Source organism: Hymenobacter saemangeumensis (assembly GCF_039541835.1).
Classification (GTDB): Bacteria; Bacteroidota; Bacteroidia; order Cytophagales; family Hymenobacteraceae; genus Hymenobacter; species Hymenobacter saemangeumensis.
Genome location: NZ_BAABGZ010000013.1, coordinates 257,523 through 272,719 on the forward strand (window position 1 = coordinate 257,523; position 15,197 = coordinate 272,719).

The 15,197-nt window shown below is 59.9% G+C and carries 17 protein-coding genes; 8 read left to right on the plus strand and 9 right to left on the minus strand.

Going from position 1 to position 15,197, the window contains the following annotated elements:
- Positions 1-48: 48 nt before the first annotated feature.
- From ABD919_RS05515 to panC, 5 genes are all read right to left on the minus strand, one after another.
- The gene (locus tag ABD919_RS05515; RefSeq protein ID WP_345234534.1) at positions 49-726 is read right to left on the minus strand and encodes a zinc metallopeptidase; all 678 of its coding nucleotides are present in this window, start codon (positions 724-726) and stop codon (positions 49-51) included.
- 74 nt (positions 727-800) lie between these two features.
- Positions 801-1,283: a D-glycero-beta-D-manno-heptose 1-phosphate adenylyltransferase gene (gene rfaE2 / locus ABD919_RS05520; RefSeq protein ID WP_345234536.1), complete on the minus strand. Its 483-nt coding sequence runs from the start codon at positions 1,281-1,283 to the stop codon at positions 801-803.
- Between the two features lie 163 nt (positions 1,284-1,446).
- A complete protein-coding gene (locus ABD919_RS05525; protein ID WP_345234538.1) occupies positions 1,447-2,463 on the minus strand; it encodes a lysylphosphatidylglycerol synthase transmembrane domain-containing protein in 1,017 nt (338 codons plus the stop codon).
- 106 nt (positions 2,464-2,569) lie between these two features.
- On the minus strand, positions 2,570-2,914 hold the full coding sequence (gene panD, locus ABD919_RS05530) for an aspartate 1-decarboxylase (protein ID WP_345234540.1): 345 nt from the start codon (positions 2,912-2,914) through the stop codon (positions 2,570-2,572).
- Positions 2,915-3,202: 288 nt separating this feature from the next.
- On the minus strand, positions 3,203-4,051 hold the full coding sequence (panC, locus tag ABD919_RS05535; RefSeq protein WP_345234542.1) for a pantoate--beta-alanine ligase: 849 nt from the start codon (positions 4,049-4,051) through the stop codon (positions 3,203-3,205).
- 116 nt (positions 4,052-4,167) lie between these two features.
- Between panC and ABD919_RS05540 the strand changes: the two genes are divergently transcribed.
- The 3 genes from ABD919_RS05540 to glmS all read left to right on the plus strand — a co-directional run bounded on the left by ABD919_RS05540 (position 4,168) and on the right by glmS (position 8,380).
- Positions 4,168-4,980: a glycogen/starch synthase gene (locus ABD919_RS05540; RefSeq protein WP_345234544.1), complete on the plus strand. Its 813-nt coding sequence runs from the start codon at positions 4,168-4,170 to the stop codon at positions 4,978-4,980.
- Positions 4,964-6,460: a DUF4270 family protein gene (locus tag ABD919_RS05545; RefSeq protein ID WP_345234546.1), complete on the plus strand. Its 1,497-nt coding sequence runs from the start codon at positions 4,964-4,966 to the stop codon at positions 6,458-6,460. The genes ABD919_RS05540 and ABD919_RS05545 overlap by 17 nt, the downstream gene beginning before the upstream one ends.
- Positions 6,461-6,544: 84 nt before the next feature.
- Positions 6,545-8,380, plus strand: a complete 1,836-nt coding sequence (gene glmS, locus ABD919_RS05550; RefSeq protein WP_345234548.1) for a glutamine--fructose-6-phosphate transaminase (isomerizing) — start codon at positions 6,545-6,547, stop codon at positions 8,378-8,380.
- 180 nt (positions 8,381-8,560) lie between these two features.
- Here glmS and ABD919_RS05555 read toward each other — a convergent pair whose 3' ends face one another.
- Positions 8,561-9,226 carry a 3-hydroxyacyl-CoA dehydrogenase family protein gene (locus ABD919_RS05555; RefSeq protein WP_345234550.1) on the minus strand — a complete coding sequence of 222 codons (666 nt, stop codon included), beginning with the start codon at positions 9,224-9,226 and terminating at the stop codon, positions 8,561-8,563.
- A 49-nt stretch (positions 9,227-9,275) separates the two neighbouring features.
- Here ABD919_RS05555 and ABD919_RS05560 point away from each other — a divergent pair, with 49 nt between their 5' ends.
- The 5 genes from ABD919_RS05560 (at position 9,276) to ABD919_RS05580 (ending at position 13,046) form a co-directional block, all read left to right on the plus strand.
- Positions 9,276-9,659, plus strand: coding sequence for a RidA family protein (locus ABD919_RS05560; RefSeq protein WP_345234552.1), 384 nt, complete (start codon positions 9,276-9,278; stop codon positions 9,657-9,659).
- 72 nt (positions 9,660-9,731) lie between these two features.
- Entirely contained in the window at positions 9,732-9,923 is a 192-nt protein-coding gene (locus ABD919_RS05565) for a hypothetical protein (protein WP_345234554.1), read from the plus strand.
- A 142-nt stretch (positions 9,924-10,065) separates the two neighbouring features.
- Positions 10,066-11,607, plus strand: coding sequence for a glutamate--tRNA ligase (gene gltX, locus ABD919_RS05570; protein ID WP_345234556.1), 1,542 nt, complete (start codon positions 10,066-10,068; stop codon positions 11,605-11,607).
- 171 nt (positions 11,608-11,778) lie between these two features.
- Positions 11,779-12,708 (plus strand): DnaJ C-terminal domain-containing protein, encoded by a 930-nt coding sequence (locus ABD919_RS05575; RefSeq protein ID WP_345234558.1) that lies wholly within the window; start codon positions 11,779-11,781, stop codon positions 12,706-12,708.
- A gap of 11 nt (positions 12,709-12,719) precedes the next feature.
- Positions 12,720-13,046: a chaperone modulator CbpM gene (locus ABD919_RS05580; RefSeq protein ID WP_345234560.1), complete on the plus strand. Its 327-nt coding sequence runs from the start codon at positions 12,720-12,722 to the stop codon at positions 13,044-13,046.
- A gap of 3 nt (positions 13,047-13,049) precedes the next feature.
- On the opposite strand, the gene ABD919_RS05585 is transcribed toward ABD919_RS05580, so the two are convergent.
- From ABD919_RS05585 to ABD919_RS05595, 3 genes are all read right to left on the minus strand, one after another.
- A complete protein-coding gene (locus tag ABD919_RS05585) occupies positions 13,050-13,808 on the minus strand; it encodes a ZIP family metal transporter (protein ID WP_345234562.1) in 759 nt (252 codons plus the stop codon).
- A 256-nt stretch (positions 13,809-14,064) separates the two neighbouring features.
- On the minus strand, positions 14,065-14,475 hold the full coding sequence (locus tag ABD919_RS05590) for a hypothetical protein (RefSeq protein WP_345234564.1): 411 nt from the start codon (positions 14,473-14,475) through the stop codon (positions 14,065-14,067).
- Between the two features lie 42 nt (positions 14,476-14,517).
- Positions 14,518-15,153, minus strand: coding sequence for a hypothetical protein (locus ABD919_RS05595; RefSeq protein ID WP_345234566.1), 636 nt, complete (start codon positions 15,151-15,153; stop codon positions 14,518-14,520).
- Positions 15,154-15,197 lie beyond the last annotated feature (44 nt).

Sequence of the window (15,197 nt, forward strand, 5' to 3'; positions counted from 1 at the left end):
CCGCCTCCCTGCTACAGGAGGCGGCTTCTGAGTCGGTAATGGAACTGCTTAGTTGCGGCGGCTGCCGCTCATGAAGATGGATACGTAGTAGAGCAGCGTAGCCAGCGAGCTGATGGCTGCTACCACGTAGGTCATGGCGGCCCACCACAGGGCGTCTTTGGCCATGCCGTGCTCCTGGGTGGTTACGATGCCGCGCTTGTCCATCCAGGCCAGGGCCCGGCGGGAGGCGTCGAACTCAACCGGCAGGGTGACGAAGGCAAACAGCGTGGTAAGGGAGAACAGCGCGATGCCGATGCCCAGTGGAATAACCGAGCGGTTAATCAGGAGCACGCCGGCAAGCAGAAGCCAGGGCATCCAGGTAGATACCGCGCTTAGGGCCGGCACCATGGTCGAGCGGAACTGCAGCATGGAATAGGCCGTGGCGTGCTGCACGGCGTGCCCGCACTCGTGCGCGGCCACCGCGGCGGCAGCGGCACTGCGCTCGGCATACACGCTTTCGCTCAGGTTAACGGTTCTGTCGGTGGGGTTGTAATGGTCGGTGAGCTGCCCCTCGGTGCTGATGATGCGTACATCGGTAATGCCGTGGTCGGCCAGCATGAGCTCGGCTACCTGGGCGCCCGAGAGACCTGATTGCAGCCCTACCTGGGAGTACTCACGGAACTTGCTTTTCAAGCGCCACTGAATGCCCCAGCTCACGAGCATGGTTAGAATGATGAGAAGGTACATGGCAATGAGAATTAAGAGTTAAGAATTATGAGTTAGAAATTAAGCCTGGAGGCACCGGGATGCTCTTCCATAACTCATGATTCATAACTCATAATTTTTTTGACAATGGCCGAGGTACTATACCCCGGCACCAGCGGTACGGTGAGCACCTGACCGCCGTTACCTAACACCAGCTCGTGCCCCACAATTCCGCTGATGGCGTAGTCGTCGCCTTTCACCAGAATATCGGGCTGCACCAGCTGAATCAGCTCCAGCGGGGTGGGCTCCCCGAACAAGACCACGGCATCGACAAACGAAAGGGATGCCAGAATACGGCTGCGTGACATTTCGTCCTGAATAGGCCGCCCCGGCTTCAGGCAGCTGACAGAAGCATCGGTATTGAGGCCCACCACCATTCGGTCGCCCAAGTGCCGGGCCTTTTCCAGGTAATCGACGTGGCCCAGGTGCAGCAGGTCGAAGCAGCCGTTGGTAAATACCACCCGCTGGCCCTGGGCGCGCCAGTCGGCCAGCACTGCGGGCAGCTGCTCCCAGCTCAGAATTTTATCTTGGGTCCACATGGGAGTCAGTTAGCAGTTAACAATTAACAGTTTGTAATGAGTAGCTAACAGTTGGCAATGCGTGATTTGTAATCTTCAATTAGCGCTGGGGTATAAACAGCGTCGTACGAATAAAGGGAGGAAAACGAGCAACAGTTAACCACTTGTTGTTAACTGATAACTATTAACTAATAACTGTTAACTGTTTCCTCCCGGCTGTCATCATGCTGATGACGAAGCTGATGCCGCCCAGCAGCACGACCAGCAGCGTTTGGGCGCCGTGCACCACCAGGGCATAGGCAATGCCGGCTTCCAGGCTGATGCCGTAGGCCAGCAGCACGCTTTGCACCAGGATGTGGAAGGTGCCAATACCGCCCGACACCGGGGCCGCCATGCCAAAAGCCCCAAAGGTGAGCACGGCCAGGCCGGCCCGCATGTCGAGGTTGTAGGTTTCCGGAAAGCAGAAGAAGGCCAGGTAGTCCATTAGATAATACACCAGCCAGGTGAAGAAGGTATGCAGCAGAAACACCATCTTGCGCTCCATCTTCAGTACGCTGAACACTCCCGCCAGCAGGCCTTTCACGAAGGTGACCACGCGGGCAAACAGCGCATTCTGACGCAGGCGCTCCAGGTTGCGCAGCAGTACGAAGAAGGTGCCCAGCATCAGCACTACGGCAATGCCGGCGGCAATAAGCAAGGGGGTACGGTTGCGGGCCATGGCGTCGTAGTTGCCGCCCATGAGCTTGTCGGTTACCAAGGTCCAGAACCGGTTGAAGTCGAGAACAAGTATGGTACTTAGCAGGCCCAGCAGCACCAGCACGTCGATAACCCGCTCGGTAACGACTGTGCCCAGCGACACATCCACGGGCACCTTGCTGGTGCGCCACAGTACCGAGCAGCGGATGACTTCGCCCATGCGCGGCAGCACGATGTTGGCCAGGTAGCCCACCATCATGGCGTGGTACACATCCCAGTACTTTACCGGGTTGCGGGTAGCCGTGAGCTGCATCTGCCAGCGGTAGGCGCGGCTGAGGTAGCCCAGCACCGAGAGCAGCATGGTCAGACCCAGCCAGAGGTAGTTGGCCGTAGCGATGTAATGGCCAATGCGGGAGAGGTCCTGCCCACGCAGGGCGTAGGCCATCAGTGCCCCCGACAAGGCCAGCAGCAGCGCGTATTTAAGGACGGTAAGAAGGTTTTTCAAAGGCTATTGGCTGATGGCTGCCGGCTGATGGCTATCGGCTGATGGCTATAGGCTGACAACCTTTTTAAGCCATACGCCAATAGCCATCAGCCGATAGCCAAATGATTTATACCCGGTTGTGCTCGTTGGGGAAGATAACCGTAGGCTGGTGAGCGCGGGCCTCCGCAAAGTCGACCAAGCCGTAGGAGATGATGATGACAATGTCGCCTACCGCCACTTTGCGGGCAGCCGGTCCGTTCAGGCACACCATGCCCGTGCCCCGCTCCCCGCGGATGGCATAGGTTTCGAGGCGCTCGCCGTTGTTGACGTTGACCACCGTTACCTTCTCGTTCTCCACCATATTGGCGGCGTCCAGCAGGTCTTCGTCGATGGTGATGCTGCCCACATAGTGCAGCTCGGCCTGCGTAACGCGGGCACGGTGGATTTTGGATTTAAGTACCTCAATGTGCATAGCTGGCACAAAGGTACGGTAGGTGGTTTTTTAATGTGCTGATTGTTGATGTGCTGATTTTTTGGTGTGCTGATGTGCTGATGTGCTAATGCGGTAACAGGAATGCAGAAGCCGCGACAAGCCCGGCGCAAGAGAAGGGCAGCGTAGCTACTCGTTATACCAGGTATCTGGTTCACCTGGGACATCATACCCAGGTGCTAGGCGCCGCTAACTCTGCGGTACCAGCCATGGGTTGCTCAACTCTGCCTCACCAGTACATTAATACTCAGCACATCAACAATCAGCTCATTACAGCTCCACCACCACGTTGTCGATAAGGCGAACGGCCCCCAGGTGGGTGGCCAGGCAAAGAACTACGGCCCGGCCCGGCGTGTATCCGGCCAGGGGCTGCAGGGTATGGGCATCGGCCACGGCGAAGTACTCGGTGTTAAAAAGCGGCTGCTGCTGCAGCTCAGCCAGGGCCTGGGCTTCCACCTGAGCGGGGAGCATGCCCTGCCGTATCCGCCGGGCTGCCGCCTGCAGCACCTGGTACAGCTGTGGCGCAATGGCCCGCTCCTCGGGCGTGAGGCGGCGATTGCGCGACGACATGGCCAGGCCGTCGGCTTCCCGAATGGTGGGGTAGGCCACAATTTCCAGGTCGAAGGACAGGTCGGCCACCAGCTGCCGCACAATCGCCACCTGCTGCCAGTCTTTCTGCCCGAAGTAGGCCCGGTGGGGGCGGGAAAGGTGAAACAGCTTGCTTACCACGGTGGCCACGCCATTGAAGTGGCCGGGGCGGTGGGCGCCTTCCATCACCTGCTCCAAGGCCCCAAAATCAAATTTGAGCACCGTAGGCTGAGGATATATTTCCTCTACCGCTGGCAGAAACAGGGCCGTGCAGCCTGCTGCCGCCAGCAGCCCGGCGTCGGCCTCGGGCAGGCGGGGGTAGAGGCGGAAGTCGTCGGCGTTGTTGAACTGCGTGGGGTTTACGAAGATGGTAGCCACTACAGTGTCACAGCTTTCGCGGGCGGCACGCACCAGCTGCAAGTGGCCCTCGTGCAGGGCCCCCATGGTGGGAACCAGGCCCAGGCGCTGGCCGTTGCAGCGAATATTTTCGGTATAGGCTTGCAACCCAGCCGCAGAAGTAAGAATCTCCATAGAAGAAGAAGGCAATTGGAACGTGTTCCAAAGTAGGTTTTGTTGAACTTTCGCCCAAAATTGTTTAATTTTGTGCACCCATAGCTTGGCCTTACTTCATTTTTCAATAAAACCTTATGTCGAAGTTGCGAATCCTTTACGCGGCCACTGAAATAGACCCCTTCCTCCAGACCACTAAAGTGGCGGAGCTGCTGCGCAGGCTGCCGGCCGGCATGCAGGAGATGGGCTGCGAAATCCGGATTTTTGTGCCGCGGTTCGGCATCATCAACGAGCGCAAGAACCGATTACACGAAGTCGTGCGCCTGTCGGGCATCAACATTGCCGTAGGTGATGACGAGAAGCCGCTGGTGATTAAAGTGGCATCGATTCCGACGGCAAAGCTACAAGTCTATTTTATCGATAACGAGGATTATTTCCACCGCAAGTCGGCCCTGGTTGATAAAAACGACAAGTTCTACTCCGACAACGACGAGCGCGCCATCTTCTTCTGCAAGGGCGTGCTGGAAACGGTGAAGAAGCTGGGCTGGTCGCCCAACATCGTGCACTGCAGCGACTGGATGACGGGTTTGATTCCGCTCTACCTGAAAACGACTTATAAAAAGGACCCGGTGTTCAAGGACGCCAAGTCGGTGTTCTCGATTTACAACAACGAGTTTACCGACAAATTTGAAGGCAACATCCTGGAGAAGGCCAAGATGCTCGACATCGACGACCAGATGCTGAACTCGCTGAAGTCGGCCGACTTCAGCGGCTTTGTGCGCATGGGCATGGAGTATGCCGACACCGTGGTGCGCTCCGACGAGGACTTCAGCGAAAACATGAACGGCCTGTTCCAGGAGTACTCGCAAAACAAGCGCCTCAGCCAGGTGGCGACCGACGAAAACCTGCACTCTTCCTACCTAGCGCTCTACAATGAATTGGCTAACTAGCCGTATTGCTCCTGCCGCCCTGCTTGCCACGCTCGCGCTGGCTGCCTGCGACAAAGGCACCGACCTGAACGTGGACCTGCCCGACACCACCGCCATCAGCACCAGCTACATGGCGGTGCAGCTGGGGACGGGTGCCGGCACCGTGCAGCTTAAGCCGGTGGAAACGCTCAAAACCGACCGCTACCTGATAGGCAGGCTGACTGAAAACGTATCGGGCACTACCACGGCCGCTACGTACTTCAATCCGCAGCTTACGATGCGCGCCGACTCGCTGCCCTCAAAGTTTGACCGGCCGGTGCTGGACTCGGTGGTGCTGATTATGGACTACGAGCGGGTGTATGGCAGCGCCACTACGCCGGCTCGGTTCGACATCTATAATCTGACCGCTAAGCTTGATGAGCGGGAAGTATACAACAGCGAATCGGTGGTGGGAGTGAATGCTGCCCCGCTGGCTCAGAACCTGGTTGGCCGGCTCGACCGCACCCGCCAGGTTGCCAGCAACGGCTCGGATACCAATCCGTCGGTAATGGTTACCGTTCCAGACCAAACCTTCCGGCTGTTACTGCAGCGGAGCGCCAGTCCAATGGTAACTTCGATGTTCTTCAACAACCTCTTTAACGCCATGAATGGGTCGGCGGTGTTCAACCAGGCGGCCCTGGAACAGCAGCTGAAGGGCCTGGCTATTATGCCCAACCCCACTTACAGCAGCGGCATTCTCAGCTTTAGCCGCGGGTCGGTGCCGCGCATTGAGGTGTATTTCCATGAAACCGATAAACCGCGTAAGTGGCGGGCCTATCCCATTGCCTTTGGCCCGGTGTACAGCGCCCAGGGCGGTAGCGTAGCCCGCGACCCGCGCTACTTCACCCGCATTACCAGCACGCTCACCGATGGAACCGAGCTGCGGGCGCTCACGTCGGTTGCCCCGCCGGCCCCGGCCACCGTGGTGCCGGCCGGCGCTACCAGCGGGAAAACATATCTGCAGGAAGGCGTAGGCCTGGGCACCATTATCAACCTCAACCGCCCTGAGCTGCGGACGCTCCGCAACCTCAAAGGCCTGGCCATTAACCGGGCCGAGCTGCGTGTGCCGCTAAAGCCTTATACGAATGCGCTGTTTTCGCTGCCGGGGGGCATTTATGCCCTGGAGGCCGATGCCAACAACCGGGTGATGCAGCGCGTGGTAAACTTTGAGGAAATAGACCGGGCCGTGCAGGTTGACGGCGCTAACCCCCGGGGGGTGAACAGCGAAGCTTACTCCGGGCCAGCCATAAACTCTGGAACGGCCACGCCGTACTACAGCCTGGTTGTTACCAACTACCTGCAGGCTTATCTGAACAATAACCTTGACGGTGAGCTACCTAACTCGCTAATTCTGGTGCCTAACATCCGCCGCTCCTTTGTTCGGGAGCCCACCCTGGGCCTGAACCGGGCAGTAGTGGATGCCGAAAACATTACGCTCTACATCTATTATTCGCAGCAGTAGCTTTGCGGCCTCTTCCCGGCGGCCGTCCCACCCGGGTCGGCCGCTTTTTTTTCGTTTTCATTTCTGCTTTAACTTCTTCCTGCCATGTGCGGTATTGTTGCTTACATCGGCCATCGTGAGGCCAGCCCCATTATTATTAAAGGCCTGCATCGCCTGGAGTACCGCGGTTACGACTCGGCAGGTATCGCCTTGCTGAACGGCGAGCTCAACGTTTATAAAAAGAAAGGTAAAGTCAGTGAGCTGGAAGCTTTCCTGACCGACAAGAACGTACATGCCAAAGTAGGCATGGGCCATACCCGCTGGGCCACCCACGGCGAGCCCAACGACGTGAATGCCCACCCGCACTATTCCACCTCGGAGCGGATTGCCATCATCCACAACGGCATCATTGAAAACTACGCTGCTCTGAAAACCCACCTCATGCAGCAGGGGCACGAGTTTCATTCCGATACCGACACGGAGGTATTCGTCAACCTGATTGAGGAAATCCAGAAGCAGAACGTCTGTACCCTGGAAGAGGCCGTGCGCCTGGCTCTGCACGAAGTAGTGGGCGCCTATGCCATTGTGGTGCTCAGCAAGGACGCTCCCAACCAGCTGATTGCAGCCCGCAAAGGCTCGCCCATGGTTATTGGCATCGGCGAGGGCGAGTTCTTCGTGGCTTCCGACGCGACGCCCATCATTGAGTACACCAACGAGGTGGTGTACGTAAACGACTACGAAATCGCGGTTATCCGCGACGGCAAGCTCGACATCCGCACCAAGGAAGACGTGCCGCAGACGCCCTACATCCAGAAGCTGGAGATGGAGCTCGACAGCATCGAAAAAGGTGGCTACGAGCATTTCATGCTGAAAGAGATTTTCGAGCAGCCGCGCTCCATTATGGATTCCATGCGCGGCCGCCTGGAGCTGGAGTCGGGCCACCTCAACATGGGCGGCATCCGGGCTTACGAGCAGAAGTTTGTGAATGCCCAGCGCATCATTGTGGTGGCCTGCGGCACCAGCTGGCACGCCGGCCTGGTAGCCGAATACCTTATTGAAGACCTGGCCCGCATCCCGGTAGAAGTGGAGTACGCCTCCGAATTCCGCTACCGCAACCCGGTGATTACGGAGCGCGACATCGTTATTGCCATCTCGCAAAGCGGTGAAACGGCCGACACCCTGGCCGCTATTGAGCTGGCTAAGAGCAAGGGTGCTACCATCTTCGGCGTGTGCAACGTGGTGGGCAGCAGCATTGCCCGGGCTACCGACGCCGGTGCCTATACCCACGCTGGCCCAGAGATTGGCGTTGCCTCGACCAAGGCCTTCACGGCCCAGGTGACGGTACTCACCCTGCTGGCCATGATTATGGGCCAGAAGCGCGGCACCATCTCCGACACCAAGCTGCGCGAGCTGATGGCCGAGCTGGACACCATCCCGGCCAAAGTGGAAAAGGCCCTGGAGCTGGATACCGAAATCCGCCAGATTTCCGAAATCTTCAAGGATGTGCCCAACTTCCTGTACCTGGGCCGCGGCTATAACTTCCCCGTAGCCCTGGAAGGTGCCCTCAAATTGAAGGAAATCAGCTACATCCATGCCGAAGGCTATCCGGCTGCCGAGATGAAGCACGGCCCCATCGCCCTTATCGATGAGAATATGCCGGTGGTGGTTATTGCCACCAAAGACAGCTCTTATGAGAAAGTGGTGAGCAACATTCAGGAAGTGAAGGCCCGCAAAGGCCGCATCATTGCCGTGGTAAGCGAAGGCGACACCGTGATTCCGCAAATGGCAGAGTTCGTGATTGAGGTGCCTCACACCTCGGATGTGCTCATGCCGCTGGTGTCGGTTATCCCCCTGCAGCTGCTGAGCTACCACATTGCCGTGCTGCGCGGCTGCAACGTAGACCAGCCCCGCAACCTGGCCAAGTCGGTGACGGTGGAGTAATACTAGCTGTCATTGCGAGGAGGCACGACGAAGCAATCCGTCCTGTTCTCAGCTACCAGCTTTCTAATATGAAAAGCCCCAACGCCAGCTCTGGTGTTGGGGCTTTTGTATGTCTGGGTTTATTTGGCGACTGAGTGCTAGAGGACGGATTGCTTCGTCGTGCCTCCTCGCAATGACAGCTTAAATAGCAAATGGCTGCCCCTTTAGCGCCTGCCGCTTGAGCAGGGGGCAGATTTTGTACCGCTCGTCGTGGGTATCTTCCCATAGGGCTTCGAGTACGGCATACACCCGCTCCACGCCAATGGCGTTGGCCCAGGCGAAGGGCCCGCGGGGGTAGTTGGTGCCCAGCTTCATGCCCAGGTCTACGTCCTGCATGGTAGCCGTGCCTTCCTGCACGGTGTAGCAGGCTTCGTTGATAATCATGCATACCACGCGCGGCGTTACCAGGCCTACCCGGTCTTCTACTACGCGGTAGTCGCTGCCGAGTGCAGTGCAGACTTCCTGCAGCTTTTCGGCGCTGGCTTCCTCGTTGAGGCTTACTTCGAGCAACGGGCGGTTGAGCAGGGTGGGAAGGGCGCACAGACCAAAAACCGGCCCCAGCGGTGGGTTCTCGCCGTGGAACAGCTGGGCCAGCGACTGCCGGGTGGTGTCGTAGAACAGGGGCTGCCGGGGCTGCTCGTAGTGCAGCTCGGGGTAGTGGCGGAAGTCGAAGGCCACATCGGCCGCGCCCAGGCGGACCCGCAGGTCGTCGGCATCCTCGGCACAGAAGTCGTAGGTATGGGCCGGGCCGAACTTCTGGCGGAACTCTTCCTCAAGGGCAGTGCCGCCGACGATAAACAGGTGCATGGATTTTTCGGGCTTACTTTGAGCTCAAAGATACTTTGACCTTTCTGCTATGCCCCACCAAATCATTCTCACCGACCAGGCGCCCGCGCCGATTGGTCCCTACTCCCAGGCCGTGAAAGCCGGCAACACCGTGTACGTTTCGGGCCAGATTGCCCTGGATGCCGGCGGCCAGCTCGTAACCGGCGACGTAGTGGCCCAGACCCATCAGGTAATGAAAAATATGAGCGCCGTGTTGGCTGCCGCCGGCCTCTCGCTGGCCGACGTGGTGAAGTGCTCCATCTTCGTGAAAGACCTGGGCAACTTTGCCACCATCAATAAAGTGTATGGCTCCTACTTCGACGAAGCCACCGCGCCGGCCCGCGAAACCGTGGAAGTAAGCCGCCTGCCACGGGATGTAGACGTGGAAATTTCCTGCATTGCCGTAGCCGGCTAAGCCAGCTATACCAATCGACGGTTGCTGGGCGTTAGAGCCTGAAATGCACTTTAACGCCTGACAGCTATTACAATGAGAGAACTTGGACTCGCTTTATTCCTGATTGGCCTGATTTCCCTGGCCCTGCCCTTCATTAGCCCCGGCACCAGGCATGTGCTGCTGACCTGGGTCGACAACTGGGGCAGCACCGTGGGCTGGCTTATCCGCGGCGGTATTACCCTGCTGGGGCTTGCCTTGTGGCTGGGCTTCAAAAACCGGGAGTAAAAATCAATGAGCAATTAACAGTGAACAATGAGTAATTTCTGTTTGGAACGACATTGCTCATTGCTCACTGTTAATTGTTCATTGTTAACCGGCCTTACCTTTGTAGCGCGTTCCGAACACCGGGACGCGCTTTTTTTTGACTATGACGGAGAGAGAAGTTCGGGTGCGCTTTGCGCCCAGCCCCACGGGGCCGCTGCACATTGGCGGGGTACGTACCGCCCTGTATAACTTCCTGCTGGCCCGCAAGCTGGGCGGCAAGATGCTGCTGCGCATTGAGGATACCGACCAGAACCGCTTTGTGCCCGGGGCCGAAGAATACATTCTGGAGGCCCTGGCCTGGTGCGGCATTGTGATTGACGAAGGCGTGGGGGTAGGCGGCCCGCACGCGCCTTACCGGCAGAGCGAGCGCAAGCCCATGTACAAGCAGTATGCCGACCAGCTTATTGCCTCGGGCCATGCCTATTACGCTTTCGATACGCCCGACGAGCTGGAAGCCATGCGCGCCCGACTCACGGCGGCCAAGGTGCCCAACCCCCAGTACAACAGCATCACCCGCGCCCAGATGCGCAACTCCCTGACCTTGCCCGAAGACGAGGTGAAAGGGCTGCTGGATAGCGGCGCACCCTACGTGATTCGCCTCAAGGTGCCCCGCAAGGAGGAAGTGCGGTTCCAGGATTTGATTCGCGGCTGGGTGGTGGTGCACTCCTCAGCCATCGACGACAAGGTGCTGATGAAGTCGGACGGCATGCCCACCTACCACCTGGCCAACATCGTGGACGACCACCTGATGGAAATCAGCCACGTGATTCGCGGGGAGGAGTGGCTGCCCTCGGCACCGCTGCACGTGCTGCTGTACCGCTACCTGGGCTGGGAAAGCACCATGCCGCAGTTTGCCCACCTGCCCCTGCTGCTCAAGCCCGACGGCACCGGCAAGCTGAGCAAGCGCGACGGCGACCGCCTGGGCTTCCCGGTGTTCCCGCTGGAGTGGCACGGCACCGATGCCGAAACCGGCCAGCCCACCGTGAGCAGTGGCTACCGCGAAAGCGGCTACCTGCCCGAGGCCTTCATCAACTTCCTGGCTTTCCTGGGCTGGAACCCCGGCACGCAGCAGGAGATTTTCTCCATGGACGAGCTGGTGCAGGCCTTCAGCATCGAGCGCGTAAGCAAGTCGCCGGCCCGCTTCGACCAGAACAAGGTGAAGTGGTACAACGAGCACTACCTGCGCGCTAAATCCAACGCCGAGCTGGCGCCCTACCTCATCGATGCCCTGGCCGAGCACGGCATCAGCTGCGACCAGGCCAAGGCCGAGCAGATTGTAGGCGTGATGAAGGAGCGGGTGAGCTTCCCCAAGGACTTCTGGATGGAAGCCCGCTACTTCTTCCAGGCCCCCAGCAGCTACGACGAGCAGGTGGTGGCCAAGAAGTGGAACCCCCAAGTGAGTGAAGCCCTGGCTGCCTACGCCACGGCTCTGGAAGGCGCGGCCGATACTTCCGCCGAAGGTTTAAAAATGCTGTTTAACCAGACCGCCGAAGCCCAGGGCATGAAGCCCGGGCAGGTGCTGCAGGCCCTGCGCGTGGCCGTGACCGGCGCCGGCGCCGGCCCCGACCTGTTCGAAACCCTGGCCATCCTGGGCACGGGCGAGGTAGCGCAGCGCCTGCGGGCCGCCGTAGCCACGCTGGGCTAAAAGTTTAGCTATGCTTCTTTCCAAAAGAAGGAGAGGGCCTGTTTCCTTTACTGGGAACAGGCTCTTTTTTTAACGGAAAAGAAGCGGCACCCCTGAAGGCGAGCTATAACTTACGCCCCCCGGATAGAGTAAAACATTCTGACCTCCCTTCTTACCGCCCGTATTTCGACGATGGATTACAAGGATTATTACAAGGTGCTGGGTGTGGATAAATCGGCCAGCACCGAGCAAATCAAGAAGGCCTACCGCAAGCTGGCCCGTCAGTACCACCCCGACGTGAACCCTAACAATGCCGAGGCCGAGCGCAAGTTTAAGGAAGTAAACGAAGCCAACGAGGTGCTGAGTGACCCGGAAAAGCGGAAGAAGTACGACCAGTTCGGGGCCGACTGGCAGCGCTATCAGCAGGCGGGTGGTGCCCGCGGCGGCCAGCCCGGCGGAGGCTTCGACTGGAGCCAGTACACCCAGGGCCAGGGTGGTGATTTTGGCGGCAGCCCCTTTGGCGATGGGGCCGACTTCTCCGACTTTTTCAGCTCCCTGTTTGGGGGAATGGGGGGCGGGCGCAGCGCGGGCGGCAGCCGCCCCGGCGCCGGCCAGGACTACCAGGCCGAGATGGAGCTGACGCTGGAAGACGCCTACCGCGGCGGCCCGCGAATGATTAACGTGAATGGCAAAAGCCTGCGGCTGACCATTCAGCCCGGCGTGGCCGATGGGCAAACCATTCGGCTGCGCGACCAGGGCGGCCCCGGCCGCAACGGCGGGCCTAATGGCTCTCTGCTCATCACCTTCCGCGTTGCGCCCGACCCACGCTACGCCCGCAGTGGCGACGACCTGACCCAGGACGTGCCCGTGAGCATCTACAAAGCCGTGCTGGGCGGCGAGCAGACCGTGGAAACCCTGGGCGGGCCGGTTAAAATCAAGCTCAAGCCCGAGACGGCCAATGGCACCCGCCTGCGCCTGCGCGGCAAAGGATTTCCCGTGTACAAGCAGCCCGGGCAGTTTGGCGACCTCTACCTCCGCATTAGCCTCACGCTGCCGCAAAACCTCACGGAAAAAGAGCTAGAGCTGTTTCAGCAGCTGGCGGCCCTGCGCCCCAACGCCTAACCCCTTTTGCTATGGAAACGCACATCATCACCCTCACCTTTCAGGAGTGCGGCCGGCGCTACGGCCTGGCCCCCGACGACCTGCGCCGCTTTGTCGATTTCGGCCTGCTCAGCCCCAGCAGCGCGCCCGATACCGTGCAGGTAGAAGAGCCCGACGAGCTGCTGCCCCGCCTGGCCCGCCTGCACCACGAGCTGGGCCTGCAGCCCGAAGCCCTCGACATTATTCTGGCCATGCGCCAGCGCATGGAGCAGCTGCAGGCTGCCCTGGCGCAGGAAGTAGCCCGGGCCCGGCAGCTGGAGAGCTTCTTACAGGGCCGCGGCCCGCTGCTCGACGGCTAAGCCCTATTCGGCCCAGCCTACGGCCAGCGCGAGCAGCAGGCCGGCCAGCGTAGCCAGCAGCTTGGGCCAGTTCAGCCGGTGCTCGGGGCTGGTTTCAAACAGGATGGTGGTGGACACGTGCAGGAAGTTGCCCGCTACCAGCCCCAGCAGGGCCGCATAGAGGCCGCCCTGCAGCAGCTGCTCCAGGGCCACGTAGTTGCTGAAGATGATGCCTGCCGGCGAGGCCACGGCAAACAGCAGCAGGAAGGGCCACATGCGGGCGAAGCCGCCCAGGCGCAGGCGCAGCAGGGTAGCCAGGGCGAAAGCTGCCGGAATATGGTGCAGGGCCACGCCCACGGCAATGGCATTAAATTTCTGGCTGATGGCCCCCACTTCCGGCGTGCGCACCAGGATGCTGCCTTCCAGAAAGGAGTGAATAACCAGCGCTGCCAGCAGCAGGAACGGCACGCGGCCGGCTACGCCGTGGGGGCCATGCGCGGGCTCGTGGTGTACGTGGCCGTGCTCGACGCCCTGCGAGAAGACCTCCAGCACCAGCTGCCCAAAGAAGCCGGCCAGTACCCAGTAGCCCACGCGCTGGGGTGCCTCGGGCAATAGCTGCAGGGCTTCGGGCAGAATGTGCGTGACGGTGAGCGTAAACAGGTAGGCCCCGCTAAAGGCCAGCAATGGTTTCAGCCACTGCCCACCCCGCGACAGCGGCACCAGGGCCGCTGCCCAGCCCGCGCCCAGCACGGTTATCAACAACAGGGAAATGGCAAACCACATGCGCAACGGATAAGTAGGCGGACGTGAGTAGTAAGACAAAAGCCAATCAGCAGCCAACCATCCTATATGGGAGATGGACTAGTGGTAAGCTTTTCGGCGCTACTCAAAAGTTAAAAAAGCAGGCTGTTGGCCATTAAGCGGAACGCAGTTCCGGCAGGCCGGAAGGCGCGAGGCGTTGTAGGCTAACAGACACAAAATGGCAGCTTCGCCCGCGCCGGTAGGCGAGGCGAAGCTGCCATTTCTCATAGTCAGCGGCTTAGTGCTGGCCCTCGTGGGATTCGCCCTCGCCGGCAGTTTGCTGGCCGGGCTTGCCGTTGTTGCTCATCACCTCCTGGGTCGACTTGCCCAGGTTGTCGTTTTTGCCGTGGTTCATCTGGCCGGCTTCGGTGTTGGCCGAAGTGGCTTCGGCGGCCGTGTGCGTGCCGGGGCCTTTGTCGCCCTGCACTTCCATCGCCGAGCTTATCGGCGTAGTGATGGCAGCGCCTTTGGCCTGGTTGGGCGCATGCTCGGTGTGTTGGTCGAAGTACTGGGTTTCGCGGGTGCCGGGGGCTACCTGGTCGAGCGACACCTTTTGCTCGGGGCGCCAGTCGGACGGCTCGGAGCTGCAGGCATTCAGGGCAAGGGCGGCTGCGGCCAGGGCCAGCAGGCGGGGAGAGGTCAGCTTCATATCGAAAGAGTTGCGGTTGTGATGTTAAGGTGGGTCGCTGCGTTATACGGCCTGGGGAGCGCCGGCTTCGGCGGGCAGCAGGTTTTTACGGCGCAGCAGGGATTCAAACAGCTTCAGGTCGTTGGGCGAGTTGAAGATGCGCAGGGGCAAATGTAAAAACACCGGCACATCGAAGGTGCGGGCTACCCACTGCCGCCAGGGCGCCAGCCCCTCGGGCGGGGTGCCGGGCTTGAGGTAGAGCAGGTAGGCGTCGGCGTCGCGGCGGGCTCGGCCAATCATGTCCCACTGCAGCTGCATGGCTTTTCCTTCCTTCTCGGGGCCCACGCGCATCAGCAGAAAGCGCTGGTCCATCTCAAAGCTCATGCGCTCAAACAGGGGCTTGCTTTGCTCCATCTGCGTCACACCCGTCACCTGGGCCGAGCGCAGCAGCACAAACAGCACGGTGAGCAGCACCGAGAGGGCCAACCACCACCAGGAATGAACGAAGATGGCCGGCAGCAGGCCCAGGGCGAAGGGTATAAGGGCATAAGGCCAGTCCTTCTTCCACACTTCGGCCATGGCCAGGCGGGTGTAGGTGTTGGTATCGAACTGGGTCTTCTTGGTGCGGATAGCCAGCGGCGAAGGCTGCTGGGCCTGGCGGAAGCCGCCACCGCCGCCTCGTTGATTGGGTTGATTCACTGATTGATGTGTTAATGAATTAATGTGTTGATGTGCTGATGCTT